The sequence below is a fragment of the Nitrosopumilus oxyclinae genome, assembly GCF_013407165.1.
GTDB classification, from domain to species: domain Archaea; phylum Thermoproteota; class Nitrososphaeria; order Nitrososphaerales; family Nitrosopumilaceae; genus Nitrosopumilus; species Nitrosopumilus oxyclinae.
In genome coordinates, this window is record NZ_CP026994.1 from 843321 (window position 1) to 870283 (window position 26963).

The 26963-nt window shown below is 33.6% G+C and carries 40 protein-coding genes and 1 tRNA gene; 18 read left to right on the forward strand and 23 right to left on the reverse strand.

The genetic code is table 11. The features are described 5' to 3' along the window. Positions 1-11 precede the first annotated feature (11 nt). From C5F49_RS05005 to C5F49_RS05035, 7 genes are all read left to right on the forward strand, one after another. Positions 12-299 (forward strand): hypothetical protein, encoded by a 288-nt coding sequence (locus C5F49_RS05005; RefSeq protein WP_179361921.1) that lies wholly within the window; start codon positions 12-14, stop codon positions 297-299. Between the two features lie 71 nt (positions 300-370). Next, positions 371-444: transfer RNA gene (locus tag C5F49_RS05010), tRNA-Asn, on the forward strand. Positions 445-632: 188 nt separating this feature from the next. Next, positions 633-881, forward strand: coding sequence for a hypothetical protein (locus C5F49_RS05015; protein WP_179361922.1), 249 nt, complete (start codon positions 633-635; stop codon positions 879-881). A gap of 12 nt (positions 882-893) precedes the next feature. Beyond that, positions 894-1121: a hypothetical protein gene (locus C5F49_RS05020; protein WP_179361923.1), complete on the forward strand. Its 228-nt coding sequence runs from the start codon at positions 894-896 to the stop codon at positions 1119-1121. 127 nt (positions 1122-1248) lie between these two features. Continuing rightward, positions 1249-1698: a DUF2299 family protein gene (locus tag C5F49_RS05025; RefSeq protein WP_179361924.1), complete on the forward strand. Its 450-nt coding sequence runs from the start codon at positions 1249-1251 to the stop codon at positions 1696-1698. Positions 1699-1759: 61 nt separating this feature from the next. Then, the gene (locus C5F49_RS05030; RefSeq protein ID WP_179361925.1) at positions 1760-1897 is read left to right on the forward strand and encodes a hypothetical protein; all 138 of its coding nucleotides are present in this window, start codon (positions 1760-1762) and stop codon (positions 1895-1897) included. Positions 1898-2270: 373 nt separating this feature from the next. Continuing rightward, the gene (locus C5F49_RS05035; RefSeq protein ID WP_179361926.1) at positions 2271-2426 is read left to right on the forward strand and encodes a hypothetical protein; all 156 of its coding nucleotides are present in this window, start codon (positions 2271-2273) and stop codon (positions 2424-2426) included. 263 nt (positions 2427-2689) lie between these two features. On the opposite strand, the gene C5F49_RS05040 is transcribed toward C5F49_RS05035, so the two are convergent. Both C5F49_RS05040 and C5F49_RS05045 read right to left on the reverse strand, forming a co-directional pair. Further along, the gene (locus C5F49_RS05040; protein WP_179361927.1) at positions 2690-3196 is read right to left on the reverse strand and encodes a dihydrofolate reductase family protein; all 507 of its coding nucleotides are present in this window, start codon (positions 3194-3196) and stop codon (positions 2690-2692) included. A 182-nt stretch (positions 3197-3378) separates the two neighbouring features. Beyond that, positions 3379-4053, reverse strand: a complete 675-nt coding sequence (locus tag C5F49_RS05045; protein WP_179361928.1) for a hypothetical protein — start codon at positions 4051-4053, stop codon at positions 3379-3381. 374 nt (positions 4054-4427) lie between these two features. Here C5F49_RS05045 and C5F49_RS05050 point away from each other — a divergent pair, with 374 nt between their 5' ends. Both C5F49_RS05050 and C5F49_RS09785 read left to right on the forward strand, forming a co-directional pair. Further along, entirely contained in the window at positions 4428-4913 is a 486-nt protein-coding gene (locus C5F49_RS05050) for a DUF4352 domain-containing protein (protein ID WP_179361929.1), read from the forward strand. A 102-nt stretch (positions 4914-5015) separates the two neighbouring features. Further along, positions 5016-5399 carry a hypothetical protein gene (locus C5F49_RS09785; RefSeq protein WP_425489604.1) on the forward strand — a complete coding sequence of 128 codons (384 nt, stop codon included), beginning with the start codon at positions 5016-5018 and terminating at the stop codon, positions 5397-5399. 80 nt (positions 5400-5479) lie between these two features. On the opposite strand, the gene C5F49_RS05055 is transcribed toward C5F49_RS09785, so the two are convergent. From C5F49_RS05055 to hsp20, 5 genes are all read right to left on the reverse strand, one after another. After that, complete coding sequence (locus C5F49_RS05055) at positions 5480-5884, reverse strand: PPOX class F420-dependent oxidoreductase (protein ID WP_179361930.1); 405 nt, start codon at positions 5882-5884, stop codon at positions 5480-5482. A gap of 149 nt (positions 5885-6033) precedes the next feature. Further along, positions 6034-6534 (reverse strand): winged helix-turn-helix domain-containing protein, encoded by a 501-nt coding sequence (locus tag C5F49_RS05060; protein ID WP_179361931.1) that lies wholly within the window; start codon positions 6532-6534, stop codon positions 6034-6036. A gap of 346 nt (positions 6535-6880) precedes the next feature. Then, on the reverse strand, positions 6881-7705 hold the full coding sequence (gene purC, locus C5F49_RS05065; protein ID WP_179361932.1) for a phosphoribosylaminoimidazolesuccinocarboxamide synthase: 825 nt from the start codon (positions 7703-7705) through the stop codon (positions 6881-6883). A gap of 383 nt (positions 7706-8088) precedes the next feature. Beyond that, positions 8089-8247: a hypothetical protein gene (locus C5F49_RS05070; RefSeq protein WP_179361933.1), complete on the reverse strand. Its 159-nt coding sequence runs from the start codon at positions 8245-8247 to the stop codon at positions 8089-8091. A gap of 148 nt (positions 8248-8395) precedes the next feature. Beyond that, positions 8396-8890: an archaeal heat shock protein Hsp20 gene (gene hsp20 / locus C5F49_RS05075; RefSeq protein ID WP_246275286.1), complete on the reverse strand. Its 495-nt coding sequence runs from the start codon at positions 8888-8890 to the stop codon at positions 8396-8398. A 126-nt stretch (positions 8891-9016) separates the two neighbouring features. Here hsp20 and C5F49_RS05080 point away from each other — a divergent pair, with 126 nt between their 5' ends. Continuing rightward, positions 9017-9220, forward strand: coding sequence for a hypothetical protein (locus C5F49_RS05080; protein WP_179361934.1), 204 nt, complete (start codon positions 9017-9019; stop codon positions 9218-9220). 17 nt (positions 9221-9237) lie between these two features. Here the strand turns inward: C5F49_RS05080 and C5F49_RS05085 are convergent, their stop codons facing one another. The 4 genes from C5F49_RS05085 to C5F49_RS05100 form a co-directional block, all read right to left on the reverse strand. Continuing rightward, positions 9238-9423 (reverse strand): hypothetical protein, encoded by a 186-nt coding sequence (locus tag C5F49_RS05085; protein WP_179361935.1) that lies wholly within the window; start codon positions 9421-9423, stop codon positions 9238-9240. A 122-nt stretch (positions 9424-9545) separates the two neighbouring features. Beyond that, on the reverse strand, positions 9546-10346 hold the full coding sequence (locus tag C5F49_RS05090) for a helix-turn-helix transcriptional regulator (protein ID WP_179361936.1): 801 nt from the start codon (positions 10344-10346) through the stop codon (positions 9546-9548). Between the two features lie 41 nt (positions 10347-10387). Continuing rightward, on the reverse strand, positions 10388-11356 hold the full coding sequence (locus C5F49_RS09770; RefSeq protein ID WP_179361937.1) for a nitroreductase family protein: 969 nt from the start codon (positions 11354-11356) through the stop codon (positions 10388-10390). Positions 11357-11394: 38 nt separating this feature from the next. Further along, the gene (locus tag C5F49_RS05100) at positions 11395-11544 is read right to left on the reverse strand and encodes a hypothetical protein (RefSeq protein ID WP_179361938.1); all 150 of its coding nucleotides are present in this window, start codon (positions 11542-11544) and stop codon (positions 11395-11397) included. 601 nt (positions 11545-12145) lie between these two features. Here C5F49_RS05100 and C5F49_RS05105 point away from each other — a divergent pair. Together C5F49_RS05105 and C5F49_RS05110 are read left to right on the forward strand one after the other, a co-directional pair. Next, the gene (locus C5F49_RS05105; RefSeq protein WP_179361939.1) at positions 12146-12346 is read left to right on the forward strand and encodes a hypothetical protein; all 201 of its coding nucleotides are present in this window, start codon (positions 12146-12148) and stop codon (positions 12344-12346) included. 577 nt (positions 12347-12923) lie between these two features. Next, the gene (locus C5F49_RS05110; RefSeq protein ID WP_179361940.1) at positions 12924-13100 is read left to right on the forward strand and encodes a hypothetical protein; all 177 of its coding nucleotides are present in this window, start codon (positions 12924-12926) and stop codon (positions 13098-13100) included. Between the two features lie 3 nt (positions 13101-13103). Here the strand turns inward: C5F49_RS05110 and C5F49_RS05115 are convergent, their stop codons facing one another. The 5 genes from C5F49_RS05115 to purQ form a co-directional block, all read right to left on the reverse strand. After that, positions 13104-13382 carry a DUF427 domain-containing protein gene (locus C5F49_RS05115; RefSeq protein ID WP_179361941.1) on the reverse strand — a complete coding sequence of 93 codons (279 nt, stop codon included), beginning with the start codon at positions 13380-13382 and terminating at the stop codon, positions 13104-13106. 52 nt (positions 13383-13434) lie between these two features. Beyond that, positions 13435-14877 (reverse strand): amidophosphoribosyltransferase, encoded by a 1443-nt coding sequence (locus C5F49_RS05120; RefSeq protein ID WP_179361942.1) that lies wholly within the window; start codon positions 14875-14877, stop codon positions 13435-13437. 596 nt (positions 14878-15473) lie between these two features. Next, complete coding sequence (locus C5F49_RS09700; RefSeq protein ID WP_281361101.1) at positions 15474-15605, reverse strand: hypothetical protein; 132 nt, start codon at positions 15603-15605, stop codon at positions 15474-15476. Next, positions 15598-17787: a phosphoribosylformylglycinamidine synthase subunit PurL gene (gene purL / locus C5F49_RS05125; RefSeq protein WP_179361943.1), complete on the reverse strand. Its 2190-nt coding sequence runs from the start codon at positions 17785-17787 to the stop codon at positions 15598-15600. The genes C5F49_RS09700 and purL overlap by 8 nt, the downstream gene beginning before the upstream one ends. Beyond that, a complete protein-coding gene (gene purQ, locus C5F49_RS05130) occupies positions 17784-18464 on the reverse strand; it encodes a phosphoribosylformylglycinamidine synthase subunit PurQ (protein ID WP_179361944.1) in 681 nt (226 codons plus the stop codon). The genes purL and purQ overlap by 4 nt, the downstream gene beginning before the upstream one ends. 78 nt (positions 18465-18542) lie before the next feature. Between purQ and C5F49_RS05135 the strand changes: the two genes are divergently transcribed. Beyond that, on the forward strand, positions 18543-18953 hold the full coding sequence (locus tag C5F49_RS05135; protein ID WP_179361945.1) for a CBS domain-containing protein: 411 nt from the start codon (positions 18543-18545) through the stop codon (positions 18951-18953). Positions 18954-18960: 7 nt separating this feature from the next. Here the strand turns inward: C5F49_RS05135 and purS are convergent, their stop codons facing one another. Both purS and C5F49_RS05145 read right to left on the reverse strand, forming a co-directional pair. After that, positions 18961-19221 carry a phosphoribosylformylglycinamidine synthase subunit PurS gene (gene purS / locus C5F49_RS05140; protein ID WP_179361946.1) on the reverse strand — a complete coding sequence of 87 codons (261 nt, stop codon included), beginning with the start codon at positions 19219-19221 and terminating at the stop codon, positions 18961-18963. A gap of 139 nt (positions 19222-19360) precedes the next feature. Further along, positions 19361-19744: a hypothetical protein gene (locus C5F49_RS05145; RefSeq protein ID WP_179361947.1), complete on the reverse strand. Its 384-nt coding sequence runs from the start codon at positions 19742-19744 to the stop codon at positions 19361-19363. A 95-nt stretch (positions 19745-19839) separates the two neighbouring features. Here C5F49_RS05145 and C5F49_RS05150 point away from each other — a divergent pair, with 95 nt between their 5' ends. Genes C5F49_RS05150 through C5F49_RS05160 form a run of 3 tightly spaced genes read left to right on the forward strand, consistent with a single transcriptional unit; the run spans position 19840 to position 21361 of the window. Then, positions 19840-20307, forward strand: coding sequence for a hypothetical protein (locus C5F49_RS05150; protein ID WP_179361948.1), 468 nt, complete (start codon positions 19840-19842; stop codon positions 20305-20307). 29 nt (positions 20308-20336) lie between these two features. Beyond that, entirely contained in the window at positions 20337-21128 is a 792-nt protein-coding gene (gene tatC, locus C5F49_RS05155) for a twin-arginine translocase subunit TatC (protein WP_179361949.1), read from the forward strand. A 26-nt stretch (positions 21129-21154) separates the two neighbouring features. Next, positions 21155-21361, forward strand: coding sequence for a Sec-independent protein translocase subunit TatA/TatB (locus C5F49_RS05160; RefSeq protein ID WP_179361950.1), 207 nt, complete (start codon positions 21155-21157; stop codon positions 21359-21361). Here the strand turns inward: C5F49_RS05160 and C5F49_RS05165 are convergent. From C5F49_RS05165 to C5F49_RS05175, 3 genes are read right to left on the reverse strand one after another with little or no spacing between them, the layout of a single operon-like run. After that, positions 21358-21786, reverse strand: coding sequence for an SRPBCC family protein (locus tag C5F49_RS05165; protein WP_179361951.1), 429 nt, complete (start codon positions 21784-21786; stop codon positions 21358-21360). The two genes, C5F49_RS05160 and C5F49_RS05165, sit on opposite strands and share 4 nt — an antisense overlap. Positions 21787-21793: 7 nt before the next feature. Further along, a complete protein-coding gene (locus C5F49_RS05170) occupies positions 21794-22351 on the reverse strand; it encodes a UbiX family flavin prenyltransferase (RefSeq protein ID WP_179361952.1) in 558 nt (185 codons plus the stop codon). 58 nt (positions 22352-22409) lie between these two features. Next, positions 22410-22553, reverse strand: coding sequence for a hypothetical protein (locus C5F49_RS05175; protein WP_179361953.1), 144 nt, complete (start codon positions 22551-22553; stop codon positions 22410-22412). Between the two features lie 95 nt (positions 22554-22648). On the opposite strand from C5F49_RS05175, the gene C5F49_RS05180 reads away from it, so the two are divergent. Continuing rightward, complete coding sequence (locus C5F49_RS05180; RefSeq protein WP_179361954.1) at positions 22649-23740, forward strand: formate--phosphoribosylaminoimidazolecarboxamide ligase family protein; 1092 nt, start codon at positions 22649-22651, stop codon at positions 23738-23740. Positions 23741-23922: 182 nt separating this feature from the next. Here the strand turns inward: C5F49_RS05180 and C5F49_RS05185 are convergent, their stop codons facing one another. Continuing rightward, positions 23923-24831 carry a peptidase gene (locus tag C5F49_RS05185; protein WP_179361955.1) on the reverse strand — a complete coding sequence of 303 codons (909 nt, stop codon included), beginning with the start codon at positions 24829-24831 and terminating at the stop codon, positions 23923-23925. Positions 24832-24951: 120 nt separating this feature from the next. On the opposite strand from C5F49_RS05185, the gene C5F49_RS05190 reads away from it, so the two are divergent. Then, entirely contained in the window at positions 24952-25509 is a 558-nt protein-coding gene (locus C5F49_RS05190; RefSeq protein ID WP_179361956.1) for a DUF1722 domain-containing protein, read from the forward strand. Positions 25510-25525: 16 nt separating this feature from the next. Here C5F49_RS05190 and C5F49_RS05195 read toward each other — a convergent pair whose 3' ends face one another. After that, positions 25526-26905 (reverse strand): NAD-dependent epimerase/dehydratase family protein, encoded by a 1380-nt coding sequence (locus C5F49_RS05195; RefSeq protein WP_246275409.1) that lies wholly within the window; start codon positions 26903-26905, stop codon positions 25526-25528. Between the last annotated feature and the right edge of the window lie 58 nt (positions 26906-26963).

Here is a 26963-nt window from a genome sequence, read left to right on the forward strand (position 1 = left end):
TAGTTTACCAAATGACCCTTGATCCTGAATTTTCAAAACAGACAACTGATTTAATAGTGCAAACTTTAGAATTATACAAATCTGCAGGTGTATCTCCAAGAATCGGGGAAACATGGGATTGTGGAAACATTGGGGATTTTTTATGTGGTTTTTTTGTAGGCGAAATGGTTGGTTCAGCACTTAGTGCATTTCAAATTGTACATCAAAGAGAACCAACAGCTGATGAACACTTAGAAATTATTGAATTAGTAGAAAGTCATGCAAAAGAAATTAAAGAATTCTTTGCCAAATTTAACTAAACATTTTCAAACTTTAGTTTATTATGCATAGTCGCAAAGATTAAATCACTTTTGCCAAGGTAAAATCGTGTGCCTCCCTAGCTCAGCGTGGTAGAGCAACCGGCTGTTAACCGGTTGGTCACCAGTTCAAGTCTGGTGGGAGGCGCTTCTTTCTAAACTCGAGTTTTGAAATATTCTATTTTTACAATAGCAGTATAATCAAGGAATAGTAAATAATATGTTTCTAAATTCGAATTTAGAAATATTGATCGGTTGTAAGTAATTGGTTTACTCTATTAGACAATATAGATCTAATAGATGATCGCATACTTAGAATGATGCAGGAGGTTTACATTGGTCAGAACTAGAAGGGCCAACAGATATTGTGTTGATTGTGGAGCAAGATTGGTATATTATCCAAGATTGTCAAATCCTAAAGCACCAAATGAACATAGAGTACTAGTATATGCATGTCCAGATTGCACAGATGATTTTGAAAAACCAAAAATGTTCTCAATTAGACGTAATCAAGTAGAAGATCCTTTAGAAACAGTAGAAATTGAAATCACACAACTACAGAAAAAAGTTATAGTTGCAAAGTAAAGATGAAAAAGAATGTCATATCCAGAAAAAACTAGAAGCAATGCATGGTTTCTGTTGCCAATTTTCTTTGGAATGATTGGTGGGATTATTGCATTTTTTATTTTACGAAAAGATGATCCACATAAGGCAAGAAATTGTTTGTATATCGGTATTGTCTTCATGGTGATTGGCATAATTTTCAATATCGTGATTGCATCAACTGTTCCAGGCATAGATTCAGGCTTTAATGTCAACATCTAAGAAATAATTTCTTGTTTTCTAGGTAAAGATAACAGTTATTTCTAAACTCGAGTTTAGAAACATCTTAAATTTAGTATGGTAATTATTCAGATTTAGAATCATATAGTACTAATTTCAAAGATTTCCAATGAGTGCATCAAGGATGAGAGATAACGTAGAGAGATGGATAATTCATGAAGGATTATCATTTGATGAAGTAAAAAACCCAGAAAATAATTTCCAAATCCTAGTAAAACATGCAGGACAGTACGGAATTCCCGTAGAGGTATTTGAGCCAAAGGGGCAACCAGGCATACTAGTAATTGGTGCCAAAGTTGAAATGAAAAATAATCAAATTGCAAGGTATTTGGAATTTAGTGCAGAAGAGAAAACAAAATTTGAGAAAAAAGTGAGTGACTACTGCTATTCAATACAGGCAATTAACAAAATTATCACTGAAGATGGAAAACAAAAAGTCGGAGTCTATGTAGTGATGGATGACAAGGAAAACATCAATCAACAAACAATGCTAGAGGCAATAGATAGCGTATCCGAAAAATACGATAAAACAGCCAGATTTTTGTTGAAGACCTTTTAAAAAAATAGACGATTTATCAGTTCTACGCGGACCTTATATCGAAAATTCACTACAATAGAGTATGATAGCAACAAAATTTACAACAAAAAATACAACAAACCCAAGTTTTTTAGAAACCCAATTTCTTAAACTCAAGGCATCAAAAAACAAGGCTTTTGTTTTAACAATGATTGCAACTTTGGTGGTGTTTGTAAAATGAATATCTGCAATTTGTTATTCAAGCACACAACGAAGAACTTTGAAATCAATGTTAGCATCAATGTCAGCAAGCTCAGACTTGATGAACCAACTACAAAATGGGAGGCAATTCAGAATTGAATCTCCTCAAAATGATAGACGAAGTTCTTGAGACATATGACAAAAAAGAGGGCAAATTACATGAATAATTTCTTCAAAGTGATGGGACTAGCATTAGCAGTCCATTTCATTGTAAAGACAGTTCAGAAAGAATTGAAGCAGTAATTGGTCCACAAGCCATCTTTTTGTCGAAAAAACCCCCCCTTATTTGGGGCAAAATGTGTGTCCAATAATGCACACACAGAGTAAAATCAAAATTTTCCTAAAACTAGATGATGAAAGAGAGTATGTTACAAATTGATGAATCAGCAATCAATGAAACATTTGCATCTACAAACAACATATTTGATGAATTTAGAATGCTTTCATCAAGTCTATTTCTTCAAATATTTGACTGGATCACATCAATTTCAGATAACTTTCTAAAATGAGTGATTTTACAAAATTAAGGCTAGGCGTTAAACCCCCCCTGAAAATTTGCATGTTTAGTCACATTGTGAAATTTTCAAAATCAGGCATTTGGAGGGGGGGTGTAACACTTGTGCCTAGATATAAGATGCAACCCTAATTCCACCAAGCTCTCCCAGCTAAAGACCCCCAAACTATTGTTGTCGTGCGTAAAAGCTCAACCCCCTAAAAATTAGTAAAAAAAGACCATTTTTAGACAAAAATCATTCAATAATTTGAATGGAAATTATTTCAAAACTTTGTAATGTAATTCAACCAGTGCATCATATTCGGTAGTTTTGATCAATTGAAATTTTGTTTCTTTTTGAATTTTGTTGAATAAGGGGACCCCACTGCCAAGAACGACAGGTATTATTGATAGGATAATTTCATCAATCAAACCAAGATTCATGAAAGTAGTGATTATTTCAGCCCCACCTACCAACCAGATATCAGAGCCAGAACTAGTAAGAAGGTTTTTTGTTAATTTTTCAACATCATTTACAAATCGAATATCATTATTACTTGAAGTGTCATTTCGAGTAAGCACGTATGATTTCTTGTCTTTGTATGGATATGCCCCAAATGTTAGTATTTGAGAGTAGGTCTTTTTACCCATAATTACAGTGTCAATTGATTTGTAAAAATCATCATATCCAGAAGAACATCTTACTGGAAGCCAATCAACACCACCGTCATTTTTTGCAATATATCCATCCAAACTTGATGCAATGAATAGAACAATCTTCCTCATAGAAATTATCATGAAATTTTATAGTTAAACTGTTGTTTTATGCAGATGTTTGGCAAATTATTGTAGGTTTTTGGCAGGTTTTCTGTATGCCTAAAAATTCAATGTGATATTACATCACAAGGAAATATTACTGAAATCCCCCACCTTTTTGATCAAAAATAAAGAAAAGAAATAGAATTCTGTTAGAATCCAGGAGGTTCTGGTGGTTCTGTGTTTTCAGGACCGATGCAAATTGCTTGTAATACATCATCATCAAATACAGGTGTCAAGTCAAATGGTACTCCAACTCCAACTCCGGTTACAGGATTTGGAACAACAGCAGAATTTCCTGCTGTAAAGTCAGTTGCAGTTCCAGTTACAGACTCTGTAAATGAATTAGTGCCTTTTTTCACATTAACTACTTTGATGTTATCCTGATTTGCAACAACTGTTGCAGATGGTTCTTCGAATGTTAATGCGCCTACAGATGCAATTTGACACAAACTATTTGCTACTGGCTTTACAAGATGTGAATGCCATTCAGGGCCACATAATCCTGCACCTAACTGTTCAGGACTACATAGAGCAAACGTGATTGCTGGATCATCAAATTGTTGACCTGCACTATCGTAAGCACCCATGTGAGAAGTAACTGCAATAACATCACCACCTTCAGTGAAAATAGCATATCCACCAAAGTCACTGCCATCAGTAACAACATCCCCAGCTAGTGAAAATGTAATTTTTTGGTAGGTGTTTTTGTTATCTTTTACCTCTGTGTCTAGAAGACCAGTAATTGCGTCAGCCATAGGAGATGCAAACATCATTACAGTGAAAACTGCGGCTAATATTGCACCTAAAAGAACTGTTTTTGTCATTGGTACAATTCCCAAACATGAGAAATAAAAAATTATCGGCGTCTTATGAAAATATGACAAACATCATTTAATCATAAAAAAAGAACAAAAACCTCAAGACAGAGAACAATGACGAATTCGCCTCAAGGCATGTTCAATTATACTAGAACAAATTAGTAGATAATCCTGTGTATGTCAACAAGATTACAATATTGAGTTCCAAAACGGAACCAGGATCTAGTCATAAATTCCGCCGATTTTAAGTCATTTTGTATAATAATACAATTAGAGTTCAGGCCTTCCCCTCTCACAAGGCGCAATTTTTTGCGTTAGGTCTGAACTTTTTTTTCAGACTTTGCGTTTCAACTATATACCAAAATTATTACAAAAAATCAATGGGCGGAATTGGAATTGTCATCGTGATCGGAGCAATTGTAGCTTCAATGGGATTTGCAATGTTCATGTATATCCAATATGAAACAAATTTCATTGAATCAAGTGTAGGAAATCCAGTAGTTGTAGGACCGGTAGAGTACGTCATAACATTTGAGGGAACACATAACGGAGATAAAGAAAATACACCTGAAAACACGTTTGTAATGATTGGAATTACTGCAAAAAACATCAGTGATGAAAAAACAGTGATTTCAGGAGGACAATTCTACTTTGTAGATGACAGAGATCAAAAACATGAAGCATTTTTTGGAGAATTTTCAGCAAATGATTTGTTTTTAGAAGGACTTGACCCAAACAAACCAATTCAAAGAACAACACAGTTTGATGTTCCATTTGATGAAGAAAAACAATACAAAATAATTATTCGTCCACAAAAAGATCAATCAACTGTTGATACAGCTGTTGTTTGTCTTACAAATTGCTGATCGATAAATTAAAAAAATCAAAAAAAGTGTCAAATTTTTCTATATAGCGCGTAGTAATGTGTGACTTTTACAATATAACACCGATGATTTTTGCAAAATTATATGGCAGTATCTAAAGCCAAAAGAGCCGAAGCAGCTAAAAAAGCAGCAAGAACTCGAAAGAGGAATGCAGCTAAAGCAGCAGCAGAGGCATTAAAGGCAGCAGCAGCTCGTAAAAGAAAAGCAGCAGCAACTCGAAGGAAGAATGCAGGTAAATCTGCACCAAAGAGAAAAGCAGCTCCTAAACGAAAAGCAGCAGCCAAACGAAAAGCAGCTCCAAAGAGAAAGGCAGCAACTAAACGCAGAGCCGCTCCAAAGAGAAGAACTGCAGCCAAAAAAGCAGCTCCAAAGAGAAAGGCAGCAAAAAGAAAAGCAGCACCAAAACGTAAAGCTGCATCTAAACGCAAAGCCGCTCCAAAGAGAAAGGCAGCAAAACGTAGACGATAAGCTGTCCTTGCTATCTTTTTTAAATTCACCCTACTGAATGTATTATGTTTCTAAATTCGAATTTAGAAACATTTTATTTTCTACTCACTCATCTTTAGTTCAGGCAAAACAAAAACCTTGTTTGGTTTTATTTTTAGTATGACTCTTTTTTCATCATCTCGTTTGAACGGATAATGATCACGACCCATGTATTGTTGTGTAAGTTTGTCTGCATGTTTGTATTCATAGTCTGGAATTAATTCATCAACAGTTCCACGAATTGTTGTCATGTCAAGTGGATTGTCTTTAGACACTACAGATACCGCAACTCTAGGATCACGTAAAACATTTTTGTGTTTTATTCTACCCTCTGCAGTATTTACCAAAACATATCCGTCTTCATAATTAGCCCATACAGGTGAAACTTGCGGTGAACCGTCTTTCATAACAGTTGCAATAAAGACAAGGTTTTTTTCTGAAAATAGTTTTACAACTTTCTCATCCATCAGTTTTCACTTTTCCGCATTGTTGCAGATGTTTTTCCAACAGTATCCCTTGGAATTGTATTTTTTAGAGATTTTTTGTGTATTTTTGCTCCGAGTGCAAAATTTGAGTTGATCGGTTTGAGGTGATTAATCATTTCAAATTCGTTCAATTATTTTGTACTTGATTTTTCAAGAACATTAGTCATTGCTCTGTTCATAATCTCCATTACAAGATATTGAGAGTACTCTTCAGATTTCTTACCTTTTGATTTAGTTTTTGGTGTTAATCCTTTGAGAATTTTCTCAATTTTCGTCGAGGTGTTTGTTATTATTTTTGAATATGTTGAATCAAAATCTGCAGGAGTTTGAAAATCCAACAATTTTGTAGATGTACTGTAGAATTTTGTAATGGCTCCACGAGATTCCTCAATTCTGGCAATTTCAATTAGCCCAGATGCTTTTAGAATTTCTAAATGATGACGGACAGTAGTTAGTGCTTTTTTGTATCCTGTCTTTTTTAGAGCAGTAGAAATCTGATCAGCAGATAATGCCTGATGATATAAAATTTCAACTATTTTTGCTCGTGCAGGGTCTTCAATTGCACGTGCGTGTCCAACACTTGTTGTAACAGTACGATTAACTTTGATTTGCTTTTCTAGTAACGTAGACATACAGAATTACCTTCAAAAAGCGATCTAAAAGATCCGCGTATCATATTTTTTTGTCTAATCGCATCAATTTTTGTATACTATAATAGATGTTGGACTGCTACCATATCCATTGATACCAGTACAATAGATATTGTAGTGCAATCAAAATAATCAGTAGCACTACAATGAATATAGTATAGGATGAATAATTATTGTAGCGGTTTTAGAAATTTCAAAAAATATCAAAAAAGGCAGATCCTGGAAAAGATGTTGTCAAATCACCCTACAGGACAAGATTTTCCAATAGGTCAAAAATAAAAATCGAGTTGAATGTTAACTTCTAGTCAACAATGAGTTGACAATATCATTACAATGAGTGTCCAGTTAGTTTCTCATATGCAGTAACATAGCGTTCTGTCATTTTTGAAATTATTTCAGCGGGGATTTCGGGTGCAACGGGTTCACGTCCTGCATCACGTTCATCATCAAACTGTTTTTGATATCCATTTGCAGTTAACCAATCACGTAAGAGTTGTTTGTCATAGGCTTCTTGTATTTTTCCTACCTCAAAGGAGTCTTTGGGCCACAAGCGGTATTCATCAGGACCAATTGAATCACCTAATGTAATTTTACCATCCAATAATCCAAACTCTAATTTCAAATCAGCCAGAATAAATCCAACACCGTCTGCAATTTGCGCCATCTTTTTGTAAATGTCAATTGAAGTTTTTTCTAACCAGGCATATTGTTCTTCAGAAACAAGTTTCATCTCCAATGCTTTTGCTTTGTTTATTGGAATATCATGTTCAGATTTCGTTGTAGGATCAAATAGAGGCTCAGGGAGTTTTGCAGCCAATGTGGTATCTGTACCTTCAGGTAAAGTAACCTCACCTTTTTTCCATCTGCTAACTAGACTGCCATAAAAATACCCACGAACTACACATTCGATTGGCAACATCTTCATTTTTTTAACAATGATTTCAGTGTCTGATTCTCGTCTGATAAAGTGATTAGGTACAGATAATTCGTTAAACCAAAACTCTGCAAATTTACAAAGAATCTCACCCTTTCGTGGAATATCTTGTTTGAACTTTACATCAAAAGCAGAAACCCTATCTGAGAATTTGAACAAAATACTGGATTCATCAACATCATAAAGATCCTTTACCTTGCCACTTGTTAGAAACTTCAAACAATTATGCCTGAAATTGATAGAATTTAACTGCTAGGGCAAGGTCAATTTTCCATTAAAAGATTGAAGAAACTAGTTTGAATTGTAAAGAGAAAAACAAGATCTATAGATATAGAGATTATTTTAAAATAATAAAAAATTGAGATATGTGAAGGAGAATAAACTCCCCCACATTTTTGAAGGAGAAATTCTATGGCTTATGCCAGTGATGCTACCGTATGGCATAGAATCTCCTCACTGTACATGCATTGACTGTGAAATCTAACTTCTGTGGGATTTGTGCATTTTGTACAAAAAAGTTGGAGGGGTTGATTGCAATGAAAACATTGCTTTTCAACATCCAACTCCCCTCCACACACTCTACACAAAGTGTCTGGCATTTTCTACCACCATGAAACGAGTTGGTAAATATCACCAGTTAGAAATGCAGTTGCGATTCCTGCACCAATGGGCATTCCCATTGCTATGCACAGAAGATCAAACTTCACCACTTTCTTAAATGGTGCATGTACCATTTTGTCCCAAGAACTGATTTTTTGCATGTTGTTCACCTCAAGGGAAGTTTCTCCTCCCAATCCTCCATTTGGAAATAATTTCTTCAGGATATGAAGAAACTTTTTCCACGGAAGATTTGACAGACTCTTTGAACTGATTGATTGATGAAATGGTTTTCATTGTATCACCCTCCAATCATTCTACTGACACAATCTTGCCTTTGGGTTTTTCTTCGGCAAGAGAGAATGTCAGCTCCAATACGCCGTTTGTGTATTTTGCTTTTGCGGAATTTTCATCAATGTCATACTTTAATGGAATCTTTGTTCCATACTTTCTTTCTCCGTGTTCAGCAGAGATTGACACGATGTTATCTGCAACATTGACCTGAATGTCAGATTTTTCGATTCCTGGCATTTCAGCTACGAGTTGTAAAATGCGTTCTTTTTCATTAATTGTCTCATCCACATAGACATCCCGTATGCCAGAATCACTGATTGCAGTGGTTGGTTTTGCATTACCCCATTCTTTTACAACGGGTTTTCCATCAGGTCCCACGGTCATATGATAGCCGTAATAGTATGGTCCAATTGTTTGGACTTGGGCTCCGTCTGGAATTTCAAAGACATCCCCCATTGAAAAAAAGGGGCCAGATAATCTTCGAAATGTTTTTTCGAATTGGTCATCAAACATCTTTTAATCACCGATTTAATGTAATAGAGATTACAAAATATAAAGATTTTGCATAAATTGTCTATATATGACAATTATGTCATGTACATGACAATATTCAAATATTAGCATTTCAATAAACAGTCCATGCAAACTACGATACAAGAATATGAGAATCAATCAAAACCTAGATCAAGTAGACAGGTAACCTATTTTTGCAGATTATGTAGAGAATACGGAATAAAAACTCGAAAGGCACATTTACAAAATTACCACAATGCAAACCGAGACACAGTTACAAAACGAAGCAATAAGGATCTTGTAGATGTAATTTTTATTGAATCAAGATAATAATTGTATTAAAAAAATTAGTGATGCATATCTGATTCTAAAAGCATTCTATTAACATCAATTATCATACATGCAGGATGTGCAATTTTTTCTGCCATTACTCCACAAGTATGACAAAAGAGTCTAGTTGGCTCATTACAGAATTTGCATCTACGTTCTACTTCTAATCTAGAAGTACATATTCTACAGGATTTGTTTTCCATAGATACAATATAGTGAAAATAATTTAAAAATTATTCTAAAATTAGAAACAGCTAATTAGTTTCAACTAATTTTATAAAATTCAAAAAAGGTTCATTGTCGTTTTGACATATAGAAAGCAAAACTATTCTTTTAATTTACTCTCTTTGAAAACATCAGAACCATACCAACAATATCTGAAATAGTCAAGACACCATTCATGAAACATTGAATCATCTGAATAAAACATCTCACTAATATCGGACTCTCCATCTACTTTTGGAAACATTATGCATGCCTCTTTCTCATTCATCACAAGTACTGTTTGAACATCTTTTGTCATTTTTCTTTGGATTAATCCATCAGCCATTAATTTATCAAATCCAAATTTCTTGAGAAGTGCCTTCCTTCCTTTTGGAACTACTGCAGATTCAGAAAAAATATAATCAAAGTTTATCCCTTTCTTGACTTGCTTTATCAGAGGCTCTATCAAATCTAGAGGGACTTCAGATAGCACCTCATAGATATATTCATTAGAATTTTTGTAAATACTCTTCCACTGCTCCATTGTTTTAGAAAATCCCTTGACACGCTGACTAACTGCTAATTGCCCACAGCGCATTTGGAATTTATGTGGAATTTCTCCAAAATTGTGCTCTTCAAAATATTTCCTATTTTGTGAAAGGAAAACTAATGAGGGTACCTGAGTGCAAACTGTTTTTCCAAATGTTGTTAACACGTATTTCCCATCATTTTTCTTTTCAATCAAACCACTTTCCTCCAATCGTGTGAAATTTCTATGTACTTCTTGTTTAGTTGCACCAATCTCCTTTGCCAATGCAGTCGGGGTAGAATTTTTCTCTAATAATTTGAATAAAATTTCCATTCTTTGGGGGCTGGCCAAATCAAGAACATAGTTTGCAGTTTCATCAAAAAGGTCTGTCAATGATACGACTACTCAATATAGGATAAAAATGATTACAGATTCTATTCAATTACTTTGATTAGTTCTTTTAGTTTTCTTCTAGATTTTGGAGGTTTTTTCTTATCAGGATATCCAATACAAAGAATAGATGAAGGTCTCAAATCAGTACCTAAAATTTTCTTTACCTTTTCTTCATCAAACATCCCAATCCAGATCGTACTTAATCCTACACCTGATGCTGCCAACAATGAAAAGGCAGCCGCAATTGTAGCATCTTGTAATGAAAATTTCTCCAATATTTCTTGAGGGAACTTTAGTTTGACTCTAGAAGGCTCCATACAAAATACCAAAACTACAGGTGCATTGACATATGGTTGCTTATTTGCAGCCTCTACAAGGGCTTCTTTTGTTTTATCATTTTTAATCAAAAATACCTGAAATCCTTGAAAGTTTCCAGCAGTAGGGGCAACATCTGCTGCCGATAAAATCTTGTCAATTTTCCAATCCTCAACTTTGGTTTTAAGAAATTTTCTAGTTGAGCGTCTAGTAGAGAACACCCTGAACAAATCAGTAGGGGAAAGATCTTGCCTAATTTTTTCAGGTTCTGAAGATAGTATTGCTTCAATGAGGGATTGTTTTGGATTTTCTGTAGCAATATCTCCAGATTCTTTATCATCATCTCGAATCCAGACAGAGGGATAGAATTCTTTTGAACCAACGTAAACATATTGTGGTTCATGTGGGATTTTGGCAAACTCTAAAACTTGTTCTTGTAGTTCAGCAGTCTTTGCCTCAAGTAATCCATGATTTGTTAATGTAAATTGTGTAACATCAGAATTAACTCTGATAAAGCTAGACTGATCTTCTAACTCTACTTCACCTGTAGAGTTTTTTTTAAAAATTTCGACCAAACTTTCTAGTTCATTCTTGTTTAGAATGATAACATCTGTATCGTCATCATCAACTCCTTTCCAAACTAGCCTACATCCTTCTTTTGATATGTATGACGCCTCAACTGTTTGAAATTGCATTATAGTCATATCAATAATCATAAAAAATAAGTTTGTTGCTAGCCTAATAATCCACTAGCAACAGAGTATGCTCCAATACCCACTCCAATTACTACACCGATTCCCATGCAGATGAGGTCAAATTTTACGACCTTTTTGAAGGGGGCATGAACCATTTTATCCCAGTTTGAGATTTGATGTGTTTTCATGATTATAGTTAGAACTAGTTGCATATAGAGTCGGGTAAAACCCATCGATTACAGGTAAGCTAAACAGCTGACCAAGGTATATGATCAATTTTCACATAATTACATCATGAGAATTGATAGTTGTAGAAAATGTGGAATAGAAATGACAATCAAACAGAAATGCTCAATTTGTCATGAGCCTATCAAGTTTAATTGCAAAAAATGTCATTTTGAATCAGAGGAACAAATTCATTCATTGTGTAAAATGACAGATATTAACCACCGGCCATTAATTCCAAAGCCAGCATAGGTAACATACCACCCCCATCACATAAAATGCCAAAATCAGATAGGTAAGTCTGAACTTATCTTAATGTAGAAAATATTTTTGAGCATGCACATTAGAACAATTATCTGAGCAAAAACTAGTGGAATCAGGTATAAAATCATCATCACAGTTTCTACATTTAGGCATAGTGATTCATACTAGATTAACTTCATAAGTAATAGGTTGTTCAATAAATACAACATTTTTTGTCAAGATTCATTTTCTTCCTAAATTGCTCTAAGAATTACTCATAAAAGATATTTAGAAATACCAGATAAATTAGCAGATAATCAAATGAGTAATCTCGATGAATCCATAGGGAAACTACTCCTAGATCTTCAAAAAGATGATCCAGATTCATTTAAAAAACTAATGAAAAAAGCTCAAGAAGAAAATCCAGACTTGTTTGAGACCGATATTGATTCTGAAAATGAAGAAATTGAAAAATACAATCTCGAAATTGACGAATATAATAAAAAAATAGATGAAGAATAATCTAAACCTATATGTAATTAACCACGGAAATATCATAACATAAATTCTTCACACATCCAATGTGCAAATTATCATTAACCATATGAAAATTATGAAAGTGTATATCCATTCTAAGAATTAAAATGGATTATTTTTTACAACTGTCACAGCTGCAATCAAACATGTCAGCCTTTCCCATGCATTGATCATGGTGTTCATTGTAACATTTGTTACAAATGACCACTATGCACTAACCTTCTTAATGTGAGTTTTTTCATGAATCAGTACTTTGTCAAAAGTATCAGAATTTCCATCCCAATGAAAAGTACATACTCTACAATTGTATTTCATTTTATTTTGACTTTTCCTCTGTTTTGGTTTCAGACTCTTTGAATGCATTAACATCGTCTGCAGATTTGGCCGTACAACAACCAAGTTTTAATTTCCCTAGTATTTTTTTGAACATACTTTGTATGATTTTGATTGGATATATACCGACTCTATTATTACATTTCGTGCCTGATTTTCTATATATTTTGGCATTTTTCTATGAATTTTAAAGCAAAAATTGATATTCTCATCATTTTACTATATAGATATGCCAGGATATCTTGGAAATAGATTAGATGGAGTAGTTCATCACTTAGCAGTTATGACATCAGATTGTAAAATTGTTGAAATTAAAAAACTAGACAAAGTATATTTCGTTCCAGATACAATAGAGCAAGCAATTACAGAAAAATTCACTCAATGTAAGAACTGTATTAAAAATTAAAAATTATTCTACTTTAACGCCATTCCAAAAAGCCACCATTCCTTTGATTTTAGAGGCAGCATCGTTTGGCTCTGCATAATACCATGCACAATCTTTGTTTATTTTCCCATTAACATCTACAGAATAGTAATTAGCCATTCCTTTCCAACCACAAACAGTGGTCAATTCAGTTTTTTTGAAATACTCTTGTTTAATTGAGTCAAATGGAAAATAATGATTTCCATCTACCACAACGGTGTCATTACTTTCTGCAATTACGACATCATTCCAAATTGCTTGCATGAATATAGGATATTTTAATCCATATTTAATTAAATCTCCAAATAATCAGAGTTTAGATTTTTGCTTTAACTTGTTCACGTTTAGTAAAATCAGGTTTTATTCCCAATGAATCATAGTTTCCTGAAGAACATGTAAAGCACATTGAGTCTTTTGGCATTCCAACTGCTTCTGCTAAATTTTCAGCAGTGTTATATCCCAAAAAGTCAACACCAATGCTTTGTCGCACCATTTCAGTAATTTCATCACTGCTCATAGTTTTTCCATTAGTATAGGTAGCAAGTTCTTCTTGAGATGGAAAATCAATTCCAGCATAACAAGGATAATTGATTTGAGGATATGTGATCAACATGCTTATTTTTTTGGCACCTGCACGACGAAGAGCCTTGATAATAGCCTTAGAACTAGTGCCTCTAACTAAACTATCATCAATTACTACCACATGTTTATCTTTGATTATTTCACTAATTGGGATAATCCAACGATTGATTTCAACTCTATCACTTTGATGGGGTTCAATGAAACTTCGTAGTGGGCCTTTCTTGCTGTATCTGTCTTTCAGCAGACCTTCATCAAAAGATACTCCAAGTTCTTGAGCATAACCTAACGCTGCAGGTCTTGCAGAATCAGGTACAGGTATAACCAAGTCAGCATCTTTAATGGGAAATTTTTTTGCCATAAATTGCCCAATTTTTTTTCTTGAAACGTAAATGTTGCGCCCCTCCATGTTACTTGACGGATGGGCAAAGTAAGTAAATTCAAAAGAACAATGTGCACGAGAAGTATCAGTAGAAAATTGTTCAGTTTCTAAACCACTTTGGCTTAATTTGATCAATTCACCAGGAACTACATCTCTTTGTAAAGTTGCACCAACTGCAGTAACTGCAGCAGATTCAGAAGTTACAATGTATGTATCATCAGATTCCTTATGTCCCAACACCATTGGACGAAATCCTTTAGGATCTCGAGCAGCGTAAACAGAGTTATCATCAGAGATAAATGTAAAACAATAAGATCCTACCATCTCATTTTTTAGAATTGATAGTGCTTTTCCCATTTCACCATTTTCAGAAATTAGTGACACTAGTCTTTGTGCTGCAACCAAAGTATCACTTGCATTTTGTGGTGTAAAAGAGCAACCTCCAACGAGGTTTGATAATTCCTGAGCATTTGCAATTGTTCCATTATGTGCAATGCAGAGATCCTTTACTTTCAATGGCTGTGCATTTTCCAAAGTACTGGTACCCATTGTAGAATATCTTACATGGCCAATAACACATGGAGATGCATACTCTTGTGCAATTTTTTTAAATTCAGATGAAGAATGTGAGACTAGCCCTATTTTTTTAAACGGAGGTTTGTTTGGAACTGCAAATCCCCAAGCTTCTTGTCCTCTATGCTGTAAAGCTCGTAAAGCATCAAAGACCATCGGAACAACATTTTTTCCAGTTAAACTGTAAATTCCTACAACACCGCAGTTTTCCTTTACTTTTGGCATTTCTAAGCAGACTCCTCAGGGAAACATATCATCAAAAGGTTAGAAAAAGTGTAAAACTTAGCTGAAAAATCAGTTAATGCCTTCATCCCCTGATCCATTACCACCTTTGAACAATAAAAATGCTGATCACTTTATGCGATCAGAAAATAGCTTTTGATTTCTAATTTTCTTCATATTTCGATAAGTTATGATGTGATACTTTATGATGTTCTTGAGTTTGGCTTCAACTGATAATTCCTCATTAATGCAAACGGATAGAAAATCAAGATAGTCCTTATCTTTTACATCAATCTCTATTTTTCTCAACTTAACACTTGAATCCTAATTGAGTCATCATCTCTTGAAATGTCTTTAGCATGGTTAATACAAAATCTCATGATCTGTCGACAATAGGCTTTTGAACTCCCCAATTCAAAGTGATAAAACATCACGTTAGCGTAAGCTTCCGAGTTACATCCGAGCATATTACAGATCATGAGAGTGTATCTAGGATATTTTGAGCCTAAAAGGGCAGGTTATTATGAAAAACAAAATCCGGCAGTTACAGAGACAATCGTTTCAGTTTGACAAAGATTAGAGAGATATGCTTTGGTATTCTAATATTTTTTAGGTTTTTTTCCTTTTTTCTTTTTTTGTTGTTCACTCTTGTATTTTTGAATTCGTTGATTTTGTTCAGATGCCTTTTGTCCTTTCTGTTTCCTCTCAGACTTTTTCTTTTTTTCAGCCATTATCATCAGAGAATTTTTTACCGTGCAGTACTAAATTTGGAAGTGCATGTAACCATATTTCATGGGTCTTTTTCAAATCAAGATCAATTATTAATTTTGAATCATTAGTAAATTGAATTTTTTCACCACCAAATTCACCTATCTGTTTGAATGAAACATTATTCTTTTTGAGAACATCTTCAATTCCTAAGAGATTTTTCTTATCAAAAGATAATAGATATCTAGAATGGCTTTCAGAAAACAAGATTCTATCAACATCTAGTTTTTCACCAGGGACTTTATCCAATGAGGTAACACAGCCAATTTGATTAGTCATGCAAATTTCAGATACTGCAACTGCTAGTCCACCTTTAGAGCAATCATGTGCCAATTTGATGAGATTTTTATCAATAATATCAAGAACAGATTTCATGTGTTTTTTTGAATCATCAAAATTTACTACAGGACATTTCCCACCAATGAATTTGTGAACATATTCAAAGTATTCAGAACCACCAAGTTCATTTCTAGTATCGCCAATTATGATAAGACAGTCATCTTTTGAGATTTTTTGAGGAACTGATGGTTTCTTGTCAATTAATCCAATTACCCCAATGACTGGAGTTGGCTTGATTGAGCCTTTAGGAGTCTCATTATACAGACTAACTTTGCCTCCAACACATGGGATTTGAAAGGATTTTGCAAAATCAGTTAACCCCTTTAGTGATTCTAAGAAAGTCCAGAAAATTTCAGGATCATTAGGATTACCAAATTGAAGATGATCAAGCATTCCAATGGGTCTTGCTCCAGTACAGACAACATTTCTACATGCTTCCTCAAAGCAACCAATTGCCCCTTCCCGAGGATTGATGTAGCATTGTTTTGGATTACCGTCAATTTTTGCAGAAAGGTATTTTCCATTATCTAATCTTAACACAGATGCATCAGTTCCAGGTTTCACTACAGTTCGAATTCCAACTTCATGATCATATTGTCCATAAACCCAAATCTTACTTGCAATGTTGGGCGATGCAAGTAATGTTATCATAAGTTTAGAGTAATCAGAGATAGGATTGAATGTCTTTTCAGTTTCAATAGTTTTCAAATAAGCGGGTTCTTTTGATGGCAAATCAAGTAGTGTTGCATTAGCTACAAAATCAGCAGGTAAATTGGCAACTGTTTTTTCACCTTTTTTGATATGCACATTGTTATCATATTTTACATGACCAATAACTGAACAACCGATTCGAAATTTATTACAAATTTCTTCTAGTTTTTTAAATTTTGTTTTACTTGTAACAATTAACATTCTTTCTTGAGATTCTGAAACCATGATCTCATCAGCATTCATGTCAGATTCTCTAGTGTGAACTTTGTCGACATCCATTTCAATACCAATCTCCATAGCATCAGCAGTTTCTGAAATTGCACAAGATAAACCGCCACCGCCAAGATCTTTCATGGCATGAATTAATCCCTCATTTCGTGCCTGCAAAACTGCTTCTATGATTAATTTCTCAATAAATGGGTCAGGGATTTGGACAGCAGAACGGTCTTCAGATTCCAAAGAATCAGATGCAAATTGAGAACCACCAATGCCATCCCTGCCAGTAGAACCTCCCATCAAAACAACAATGTCATCTTTCTCTACGTGATTTTTGATCAAATTTTCTTTTTTACCAAAACCTAATGCAGCAACATCTACCATTGCATAATTTTCATAGCATTCATCAAACTCTACTTCTCCTCCAATAGTTGGAATACCTAAACAATTTCCATAATCAGCAATACCAGTAACAGCATTTTTGAACAACCATCTTGCTTGCAAATCTTTTTCAATGTCACCAAATCTCAAACCATCAAAAATCGCAATAGGTCTAGTACCAGCAGATAAAATATCTCTAATCACTCCACCGACTCCAGTGGCAGCGCCGCCGTATGGTTCAACAGCAGATGGATGGTTGTGACTTTCAATATGAGCAGTTACCACATATCCATCACCGACATCTAAAACCCCAGAATCATATCCTTTCTCATTAATTACAAGTGGTCCATCCATAGGCAACATTTTCAAATGTCGTTTAGATGACTTGTATGAACAGTGTTCAGACCACTCAGCAGCTACGATTTGTAGTTCAGTAGAGGTAGGATCTCTACCAATTTTAGATTTTAATTCAGCAAGTTCTCGTTTTTCTAAACTCATCTAGCAACACCCATTTTTGTCAATAGAGATTCAAAGATTAGAGAAGAAGGTCTGTTATCAATTGGATTAATGTCAGATTCAACTGCTCTTTCGGGATGAGGCATCATTCCAACCACATTATAATCCTCATTACACACGCCTGCAATTCTATCTGAGGACCCATTTACCACCTCAGAATATCTAAAAACAATTTGATTTTTTTTCTTTAATTCTTTCATAGTATCATCATCAACATAGTATCTTCCCTCTCCATTAGCTATAGGGATTGGGATTCTCTGATTTAGTTCAAATTTGTTTGTAAATGGTGTTTTGTTGTTTTCTACAATCAGATTAGTCCATTCGCACATAAAATTAAGAGATTCATTTTTGAGCAATACCCCTGGAAGTAATCCCGATTCTACAAGAATTTGAAATCCATTACATACACCTAAAATAGGAATTCCTTTTTCAGCCATTTTTTTCACATCTTTTATAATTGGACTGTGAGCTGCAATTACACCTGCTCTTAATCTATCACCATAAGAAAATCCCCCTGGAAGAACTATGGCATCAATATTTTCAGGCAATCCTTTTTCATGCCAAAAATATTCTGCATTAAGATGAAACACATCAGTCAATACATGGAACATATCACGATCACAATTACTACCTGGAAAAACTACAACTCCAACTTTCACAATTCTTCAAACATTCAGAGATATTTAATTTGAATCTAGTCATAGTAGACTCTTATGTATAGAAATCAGTTGATCGCCATGACTCAAGTGCGAGACATTATGGAAAAAAATGTAATCACAATAGATTACACCAAAAATGCACTTGATGCATCAAAAATTCTAAAAGAAAAAGAGATCAGTTTTCTGGTGATACTAAAAGATGGTAAACCAGAAGGAATTGTTTCAGAAGGAGATATCGTCAGAAAGGTTGCAGCAGAAGATGTCAAGTCATCACAAATTCAGATAAAAGAGATAATGTCTAAAAATTTCAAATGGGTCAATCCTGAGACAGAAGTTGAGCAGGTAATTCAAAAGATGTTAAACAATAACATCAGGTGTTTAATTGTACTCGAAGATGAAAAATTGGTAGGAGTCATAACTCAGACAAATCTATCAGAAGTTCTCAGAAGTAAACTTTTGATTACCGCTACAGTAGATAACATAATTTAGAATAAAATTAACCTTCAAAAACATCAATTGTGACAATGCTTACCATCGGATTATAAATTCTCAAATCATCACAAATTTCCTGTACTTTTGACTGTGCAGTTTTTTTGTCGTTTTCTTGGATTGTAAATTTCAACATCTTTGCTGTTTTAATTTTTGAAACTGTTTTGTGGGTCCCTTTGAGAACTAAATCATTGAGAATAGTTTCACCTTCAGGATCACTTATTCCAGGTTTATTTTCTATAGTTACATGAACTTGGAATGTTGTCATTTACAAATTGAAAAATAAAATCGTGGTTAATCTATCTTCCGAATAATTTTGTGCTTTTATACTTATTTTGAAATACACCACAGGTAACCCGGGTTTGTGGACTTGTGTTGTTAAGATATCGCCAGCCTGAATCCGGTTACTAGGAATTCATTTTTTCCTTAACATGTTCTGTATAGATTCTGTAAAGACCGGATTGATAATGAGGATTTTCAATTATCAATAAACTATTTTTCAAATCCTCTTTTGATTGATACATATATTTTTCAAAAATTCCCCTATCATCTAGAGTTATGCAAATGTCTTGCCATGCAAAAACTTCTTGGGGATTCCTATTGGCCGTAGCATAATACACATACAACAATCGAAGTTTGTTGTATTCATCTAGAACTAATTCTTTTCCAAGAACATATTTTCTTTTCAAAGTTTGAAAATAGATCAAACCTTCTGCAGTTAACACATAATCAAATAGTTTGGGATAATCATCAATTTTTACTGGAAATAAGGGATTTTGTGGATCTGTCACAGTGAAATTATGAGAATTTACTATAAAAGAAGACAGAAAATCACCCAGTCACATAGAGATGGAATTTATATCAGAATAATTTACAATATTTCATAATGGCAAAAGGTCGAATGAGATACTGGAAAATTACATCTGATGAGTTAGGTAGTTATGCATATGATGAAAAGAATTTGCTAAACTGGGAAATCAAATGTATTAGAGAACCAGAAGACGAGGCTCATTTTATCGGTGTTTTCATGTATAGAAATGGAACAGCGTATGATTATGAATCAGTTAAAGGAATTTGTTATTTTTACAACAACATAGACCGAAAAGAACTCCCAGAAATCACCAAATTCCTTCAAGGAAAATACAAGGGTAAAGAGATGGAGAAAGGAGATAGAATTATCCTAAAAGGTTCTGATGAAATCTATTCTGCAACAGATATTTCAAATTTAGCAAAAGAGATGGAAGCAAAATTCAATGTAAAGGCAGTCATATCATTAGAGTTTGGAGGCATTACTGCTGAAGCACTCAAAGAGGCAGGATTACCAGAGGCAAAACTATTGCCAATTCCTACATAACTATTATACTTTAGAATTAAAGAAAACAAATGTCCGAATTGGATGGCATCAATCAACATCTTGAAGAATTAAGAAAACGTCTAGTTCGAATCGTATTAGTTGTAGGTGGAATTAGTGCATTTTTACTAATGTTTCATGCAGAACCATTTCAAATTAGTCAATTCACTTTGTATTATCCAATTCCAGAACCAACTCACAACATTGCAGCACAAATTACAAATCATATGAGAATTAATCTAGTGCCAGAAAATGTAGATTTGATTCAAACTGCACCAGGGCAAGCTTTCTTTGCTCAAATGTATGTTGCAGCACTAGTTGGAGTTGTTCTAAGTATGCCAATAATAATAAAAGAATTGGTAGGATTCATCAAACCAGCATTAAAAGAAAATGAAATCAATGTCAGTAGAAACATTTCATTGCCGGCATTAGGATTATTCATTGCAGGTTGTGTATTTTCTTATAATTTTGTCATCCCATACATGTTAGATTTTTTGTATAGATATGGAGAAGGGGCAGGATTAATTACTTTTCTCAATGTAATGGAGTTTGTAACATTTGTATTACAATTTTTGCTAGCGTTTGGTTTTTCATTTCAACTTCCTCTTGTAATGTATGCAATATCGGCATCAGGGATGGTGGATGTTGATTTTTGGAGAAAGAACATCAGATATGCAATAGTTGCCATAGTGATCTTTGGAGCAGTAATTACTCCAGATGGAACAGGGGTAACAATGATGTTTGTTGCAGGTCCCATGATTGGATTGTATGCAGCAGGCATGATCATAATTGAGCGTAGAGAGCGAAAAAAGTCTAACACTTAAATCTGAAATAAGGAAATATTTTGTAAATGCTAGGGACCACCGAGATCATTGTATTGGTAGTAGTTATCGGAGTATTGATTTTTGGTGCAAAGAAGATTCCAGAACTTGCAAAAACTTTTGGTAAAGCCAAAGGAGAATTTGAGAAAGGAAAAATTGAAGCAGATAAGGATCTTAAAGAATTCAAAGAAGAGATTAACAAAAGCTCCAGTGATAAAGAAGTAAAAACAGACTAATTTTCAGCTAATTTTACAAAATCATCTAAGACCATATCATAATTTTGTTTGAAATTATTTTTTCCAAACATGACTGAAAACTTCATTTTTCCTTTAAATTTTAAATCAACATCCACTAGGACTTTGGTTTCATTTTCAAGTTCGATAAATTCTTGTTTAATTTTACTTCCCTTTGCATCACCACCAATAATAGTCATTTCATGTAAGATTGGTTTTTGGAAAACATGTTTTGCCATAATTAACAATTCCATAGTACCCAAAATCAAATGCTCCTCAACTACAGATACGTCACCCCGCATAGAACGAATGCGGACTGATGGATAATGTTGTGGGATAATTCTTTGATAATTTTCAAAATTTGAAAAAATTTCAAATGTATTTTTTCGATTGCTGTTAACAATTTTTTCTAAAGAGAATTTGGGCAATGGTAGTTTAGAGAGTACCCCATCGAGGGTATAAATTGTGCTCTATGTCAAATTGGTCCAAACATTTACCGACACCATGATTCACAATGTCATCAATGGATTTGGGTTTTGTATAAAATTCAGTTACTGGAGGTAAAATAACAATACCCAATCTAGCAAGTTTTAACATATTTTCTAAATGAATTGCAGAAAGAGGTGTTTCTCTTACCATCAAAATTAATTTTCTAGATTCTTTTATTGTGACACCAGCTGCTCTTGCCACCAAAGTATCATCATAACCATTTGCAATTGCAGCTAATGTTTTCATGCTACAAGGAGCAACAATCATTCCATCAATTCTATGAGTGCCACTAGATACACTTGATGCCATATTTTTTTCATCAGAGACATTTGTTGCAAGTGATTTTACATGTTCAGGAGTAAATTCAGTTTCCATGGAAATACATTTTTCACCCCATTCAGAAATTATCAAGTGAGTTTCAATGTTTAGTTTTTTTAAGGTTTCAAGCATTCTAATTCCATAGATTACACCAGTACTCCCAGTGATTCCAATTACAAGCTTCATTGATTAATCATTGAGGGTTATAGTATTTTATGTATTAGATAGAAAGAGGGAATTAACACTAGATATTTGTAGAATCTAGATTTTCTGAATCAGATAATTCCTGGTTTGCCTTTCTTCGTTTAAACCACATGAATATTCCAGCAGCAAGCATTACAGGAAGAAGTAAAACCCCCAGTATTTGGAGTTCAAAATTATACAGCATAACATCTATCAATCATCAGTTGAAAAAAATCTATTGATCAACCGATCTGAATAATCAAAAATTAGCTATATTAGATACCAATATGCAGGCACAATGTGATTAAAAGTTCTGAAATAAAAAAAATTGTTAATGATTACACTGATGTAAAAATTGGTGTTCTTGGAAGTCACTCAGCACTGGAAATAATGGATGGTGCAAAAGATGAAGATTTTCAAACCAGAGTCTTTTGTCAAAAAGGCAGGGAAGGCCCATATCTGAGATTTGGACGCATTGCAGATGAGATTACAGTTTTAGATAAATTCAAAGATATGGCATCAGCCAAATATCAAAAAGAATTAAGAGATTCCAGTACAATCATAGTTCCACATAGATCCCTTACAGTTTACCTGGGATACAAAACCATTGAAAATTCATTCAAAGTTCCAATTTTTGGAAATAGAAAACTATTCCAAGCAGAAGAAAGGACTGCAAAAAAAGGCCAATACTACCTATTAGAAAAAGCCAGAATAAAATATCCCAAACTATTCAAAGATCCTAAACGAATTAACAAACCATGTATTGTTAAAGTTCAAGAAAAAAAGAGGCCTCTAGAAAGAGCATTCTTTACAGTTTCATCATACAAAGATTATGTGACAAAATCTGAAGAAAAAATAAAGCAAGGAGTAATTGCCAAAAAAGATCTTGAAAAAGCAAGCATTGAAGAATTGGCAATTGGAACATACATGAATTTTAATTTCTTTCACACACCAATTTCAAATCAGGTCGATTTTATTGGAATTGAGAGAAGATTACAAACTAACATTCATGATTACAATGCACTTCCAGCAAAAGAACAATTAGAAATGGATATCGATTTACAAAATATCGAAGTAGGGCATACTCCTGCAAGCATTAGAGAATCACTCCTTGAAAAAGTACTCAAAATGGGGGACAAATTCGTAGCAGCAGTGAAGAAAGAATACGCACCAGGAATAATTGGACCATTTTCATTGCAGAGTGTAATCACAAAAGATTTAGAATTAATTGTTTATGATGTATCATTAAGAGTTCCAGGAAATCCAATTGTTGCAACGACTAGTCCATATACCAAATATCAATACGGTCAAACATTTGGTGTGGGAAGAAGAATTGCAATGGAAATTAAGCGAGCACAAGAAGAAGACCGTTTAGATGAAATTGTCACATAAGAAATAATTTCTAAATATTATTAAAAGATACAAAATGTTGTGAATGAAGGTGAATTCCTAGTACCAATTTTGATTGTTTTAGCAGTTGGGATTTTTGTAGGAACCAGAATTTGGGTTTTGTTTAAGAAATAACATAATTGAATATCAACCTAAAATTTAGAAAAAATAGTGAAAAAGGAGGATTACTCCAGTTTCAAAGGAATGTTTGCACTTCCAAAGTTTTCATTGATTCTGAAGGTGTAACTTTTTGAGGGGTCATATTTGAACTCAGTTCCACCATATCCAATGTTAGGTCCAAAGAGGATGTTGAATTCTCGTGAATCACCAGGATTCAATACTATCTCACCACTGGTAAAGTCCATTCCAGAATACTTGAATGCTTTTGAACCATCCCAGATATCATATGCACATATTGCAGGACTAGTACAATGTATTGCAGTTATTTCTGAGCTAGTATTTTCTGCAAGCATACGAATTGACAATATTGCTTGTCCTGAAGAAGTAATTTCAAATTCATTTCCTTCAGAGCCTACACCAAACCAGTGATAGGTTATTGGTCCTAGATCAAAGTGCTCAGCATTTGTTTTGTATTTGTAAAGCATGATTGCTTTGTCAATTGGTTTTTCACAATCAATTCTTTTGTATGCTTTGAGAATTTCTGAGCATTTCTCTAACTCAGCTTCAAGTGCAGCTAATTTTGAATCACTATTAGATTCAACTGGTGCAACCTGAACTGGTACAGAATTTACAGAAACTGAAATAAGACCAGATTTTATCAAGTGTTGAATTCCATTTACAAATTCACCATCAGTGATAGTTCCATCAGCCCACCATCCAGCATTGTTTTTTACCCAATCTGGAACACCATTAGATGTTTCAGATGAGACAGTTGTTGGAGGTACTACAATGATTCCATCTGTAATCAAAAATTCAATACCTGAAATAAATTCAGATTCAGAGATAGCTCCATCAGCCCACCATCCAGCATTGTTTTTTACCCAACCAGGTACTTCTGCATAAGCAGAGGATACAGATGAGGTAACTACTAAAAGTAGAGCAATTGTTGAAATTGCGGCGATTATTGTTTTCATAACAATTTTTTTCGTTTCTTATATTTAACCTAGTGTCAATACAATAATCTAGTGCTAATTTCCCAATAATCAAAAACATAGTGGTAAAGTGAAAAAATCAAATTGTTGCTTATATGTAAAGTGGAAGTAACATCAAAAGTGAATGAAAAACAAGAGGATAATCAGACCTCAGAACAAGAATTAACTGAAAAAGACATCAAAAAATATGTTTTTGAACGTTTTGAAGAAATAAAAAAATCAAATAAAATTAAAGATTTGATAACATTTCAAGCGATGAATAAACACATGCTTATGGCTCACAATCAAAGTGAATTAAAAATCCTAGGTAATATTGTTGCAAGTAATAAAAAAATAGAATTTTCAGAAATATTAAAAGAATATGAAAAACATCTCAATGTAGCATTAGAATCTAAACCTACAACAAAGACACATAGTAATGTAATTTTGCATGTTTTTGGAACCTTTTTTAATGATTTTACTCAATTAGAAAAAGAAAAATTTTTAGAATTAATAAAACAATACAAAGATGAAAAGATCTCAATAGGTGAAATTTTATCGGAAATCAATCAAATAATTTATAGATTCAACAACACATATCTTGCAATGCAAACTTATTTTCTATTATACTCTAATTCAAATTTAGAAAATTTATTTGCTATTTTAAAAAAAAATAAATAATATAATTTAAAAAATATCAAATAGGTTTTCCCTTATACTGATAATCTATAACCTTATGAAATAAATTATGAGACGACAAAACAGTTAACGAAACAATAAAGATTCCAATAAAATTTCTAAGCGTCATTAATTCATTAGGTTCTGATGCAATCAATGAAGTTTGAAATACAACGTAAAAATTATCAATTAGCCAAAACACCAAAGTAACCCAAGACAGGATTCCCGCCAAAAAGTAACCCAAACGGGTATTATTTCGTATAAGAATTAGAGATGCAATTATTATGCCATACCAAAGAAAAGAACCTAACAACCACAGAGGCTGATAAACATCAGATCTATCATCTAACCAATAATAAGAAGTTCCAATAAAAGCCAAAGCCAATAATGAGATCTGAATTAATTTTTGATTAATTTTGAAACCAGTTTTTTCTTCTTTTACTTTAGATAACGGAGGAGATGAAATCATTTCATTAGTAGCGATATCAATGGATTCACGTACGGATTTCAATTTAATTTGGATAATTTTTGTAATTTTATCGTCAGTGACAATAGTATCATGTACAAGACTATCAATCAAAGGTCTTGCAAGTGAGGCCTTAACTGGAGTAATAAGGTCTACCCAATAAGAGGAGAGTCGAGTAGTTAAAAAAGGAATTTGTAGAACAAACAGATTTCTATTCAAATATGCAGAATAGACTCTCATTAATTCCTCATAGGTTATCTTATCAGGTCCACCAATTTCAAAAATTTGACCCATAGTTTCAGGCTTTGAAAGACATTCAGCTAAATAGAAAACTACATCATCTACTGCAATAGGTTGAGCCAATGATTTAACCCAAGATGGACAAATCATCACAGGTAATCGCTCTACAAGATAACGTAACATAGCATATGAACCACCTTGTGCACCAATAATTAATGAGGCACGAAATTCAGTTACAGGAATAGAACCAGAGCGAAGTATATCACCTACATCTTTGCGACTTTTCATATGCGGAGATAATTCAAGACTATCATTGACTAGTCCTCCCAAATAGATTATTCTCCTTACACCAGCTTTTGTAGCGGATTCAAGAAAATTCTGAGCTTGAACTTTTTCACGGTTTGCAAAATTTTGCCATTCACTTTTACTTCCCTCCATAGAATGTAGTAAGTAGTAAACAACCTCGATCCCTTGCATAGATTTTGTCAATTGTTCTTTATCAAAAACATCAGCTTGTACATATTTGACATTGTCTTCATCATTCAATTTTTTTCTACTTAATCCTGTAACTGTATAACCATTTAATGAAAGAGTAGACAATAATCTAGAACCAATAAAACCAGTGGCACCAGTAACCATAATTGAAAACGGAGATGTTTGATGAATTTTTTCATTTAAAGAATGTTGTTTCATCATCACAATCCACCACACAATAATAGAGGACAATAAGTGATTAATTTTTTAAAATATT

Coding starts and splice junctions, on each gene's coding strand:
- C5F49_RS05120 (WP_179361942.1), bottom strand. CDS start 14,877: ATGCCAAAAGTAAAGGAAAACTGCGGTGTTGTAGGAATTTACAGTTTA.
- C5F49_RS05040 (WP_179361927.1), bottom strand. CDS start 3,196: ATGAGGAAGATTGTTCTATTCATTGCATCAAGTTTGGATGGATATATT.
- C5F49_RS05185 (WP_179361955.1), bottom strand. CDS start 24,831: ATGAAAACAATAATCGCCGCAATTTCAACAATTGCTCTACTTTTAGTA.
- purL (WP_179361943.1), bottom strand. CDS start 17,787: ATGAGTTTAGAAAAACGAGAACTTGCTGAATTAAAATCTAAAATTGGT.
- C5F49_RS05150 (WP_179361948.1), top strand. CDS start 19,840: ATGGCAAAAGGTCGAATGAGATACTGGAAAATTACATCTGATGAGTTA.
- C5F49_RS05070 (WP_179361933.1), bottom strand. CDS start 8,247: ATGCAAAAAATCAGTTCTTGGGACAAAATGGTACATGCACCATTTAAG.
- C5F49_RS05025 (WP_179361924.1), top strand. CDS start 1,249: ATGAGTGCATCAAGGATGAGAGATAACGTAGAGAGATGGATAATTCAT.
- C5F49_RS05175 (WP_179361953.1), bottom strand. CDS start 22,553: ATGCTGTATAATTTTGAACTCCAAATACTGGGGGTTTTACTTCTTCCT.
- C5F49_RS05115 (WP_179361941.1), bottom strand. CDS start 13,382: ATGCAAGCAATTTGGAATGATGTCGTAATTGCAGAAAGTAATGACACC.
- C5F49_RS05035 (WP_179361926.1), top strand. CDS start 2,271: ATGAAAGAGAGTATGTTACAAATTGATGAATCAGCAATCAATGAAACA.
- C5F49_RS09785 (WP_425489604.1), top strand. CDS start 5,016: ATGGCAGTATCTAAAGCCAAAAGAGCCGAAGCAGCTAAAAAAGCAGCA.
- C5F49_RS05110 (WP_179361940.1), top strand. CDS start 12,924: ATGCCAGGATATCTTGGAAATAGATTAGATGGAGTAGTTCATCACTTA.
- C5F49_RS05020 (WP_179361923.1), top strand. CDS start 894: ATGTCATATCCAGAAAAAACTAGAAGCAATGCATGGTTTCTGTTGCCA.
- C5F49_RS05195 (WP_246275409.1), bottom strand. CDS start 26,905: ATGAAACAACATTCTTTAAATGAAAAAATTCATCAAACATCTCCGTTT.
- purS (WP_179361946.1), bottom strand. CDS start 19,221: ATGACAACATTCCAAGTTCATGTAACTATAGAAAATAAACCTGGAATA.
- C5F49_RS05060 (WP_179361931.1), bottom strand. CDS start 6,534: ATGTCTACGTTACTAGAAAAGCAAATCAAAGTTAATCGTACTGTTACA.
- C5F49_RS09700 (WP_281361101.1), bottom strand. CDS start 15,605: ATGGCTGAAAAAAAGAAAAAGTCTGAGAGGAAACAGAAAGGACAAAAG.
- C5F49_RS05135 (WP_179361945.1), top strand. CDS start 18,543: ATGACTCAAGTGCGAGACATTATGGAAAAAAATGTAATCACAATAGAT.
- tatC (WP_179361949.1), top strand. CDS start 20,337: ATGTCCGAATTGGATGGCATCAATCAACATCTTGAAGAATTAAGAAAA.
- C5F49_RS05100 (WP_179361938.1), bottom strand. CDS start 11,544: ATGAAAACACATCAAATCTCAAACTGGGATAAAATGGTTCATGCCCCC.
- C5F49_RS05170 (WP_179361952.1), bottom strand. CDS start 22,351: ATGAAGCTTGTAATTGGAATCACTGGGAGTACTGGTGTAATCTATGGA.
- C5F49_RS09770 (WP_179361937.1), bottom strand. CDS start 11,356: ATGCAATTTCAAACAGTTGAGGCGTCATACATATCAAAAGAAGGATGT.
- C5F49_RS05045 (WP_179361928.1), bottom strand. CDS start 4,053: ATGACAAAAACAGTTCTTTTAGGTGCAATATTAGCCGCAGTTTTCACT.
- C5F49_RS05085 (WP_179361935.1), bottom strand. CDS start 9,423: ATGGAAAACAAATCCTGTAGAATATGTACTTCTAGATTAGAAGTAGAA.
- C5F49_RS05160 (WP_179361950.1), top strand. CDS start 21,155: ATGCTAGGGACCACCGAGATCATTGTATTGGTAGTAGTTATCGGAGTA.
- C5F49_RS05080 (WP_179361934.1), top strand. CDS start 9,017: ATGCAAACTACGATACAAGAATATGAGAATCAATCAAAACCTAGATCA.
- C5F49_RS05030 (WP_179361925.1), top strand. CDS start 1,760: ATGATAGCAACAAAATTTACAACAAAAAATACAACAAACCCAAGTTTT.
- C5F49_RS05050 (WP_179361929.1), top strand. CDS start 4,428: ATGGGCGGAATTGGAATTGTCATCGTGATCGGAGCAATTGTAGCTTCA.
- C5F49_RS05055 (WP_179361930.1), bottom strand. CDS start 5,884: ATGGATGAGAAAGTTGTAAAACTATTTTCAGAAAAAAACCTTGTCTTT.
- C5F49_RS05105 (WP_179361939.1), top strand. CDS start 12,146: ATGAGTAATCTCGATGAATCCATAGGGAAACTACTCCTAGATCTTCAA.
- C5F49_RS05005 (WP_179361921.1), top strand. CDS start 12: ATGACCCTTGATCCTGAATTTTCAAAACAGACAACTGATTTAATAGTG.
- hsp20 (WP_246275286.1), bottom strand. CDS start 8,890: ATGTTTGATGACCAATTCGAAAAAACATTTCGAAGATTATCTGGCCCC.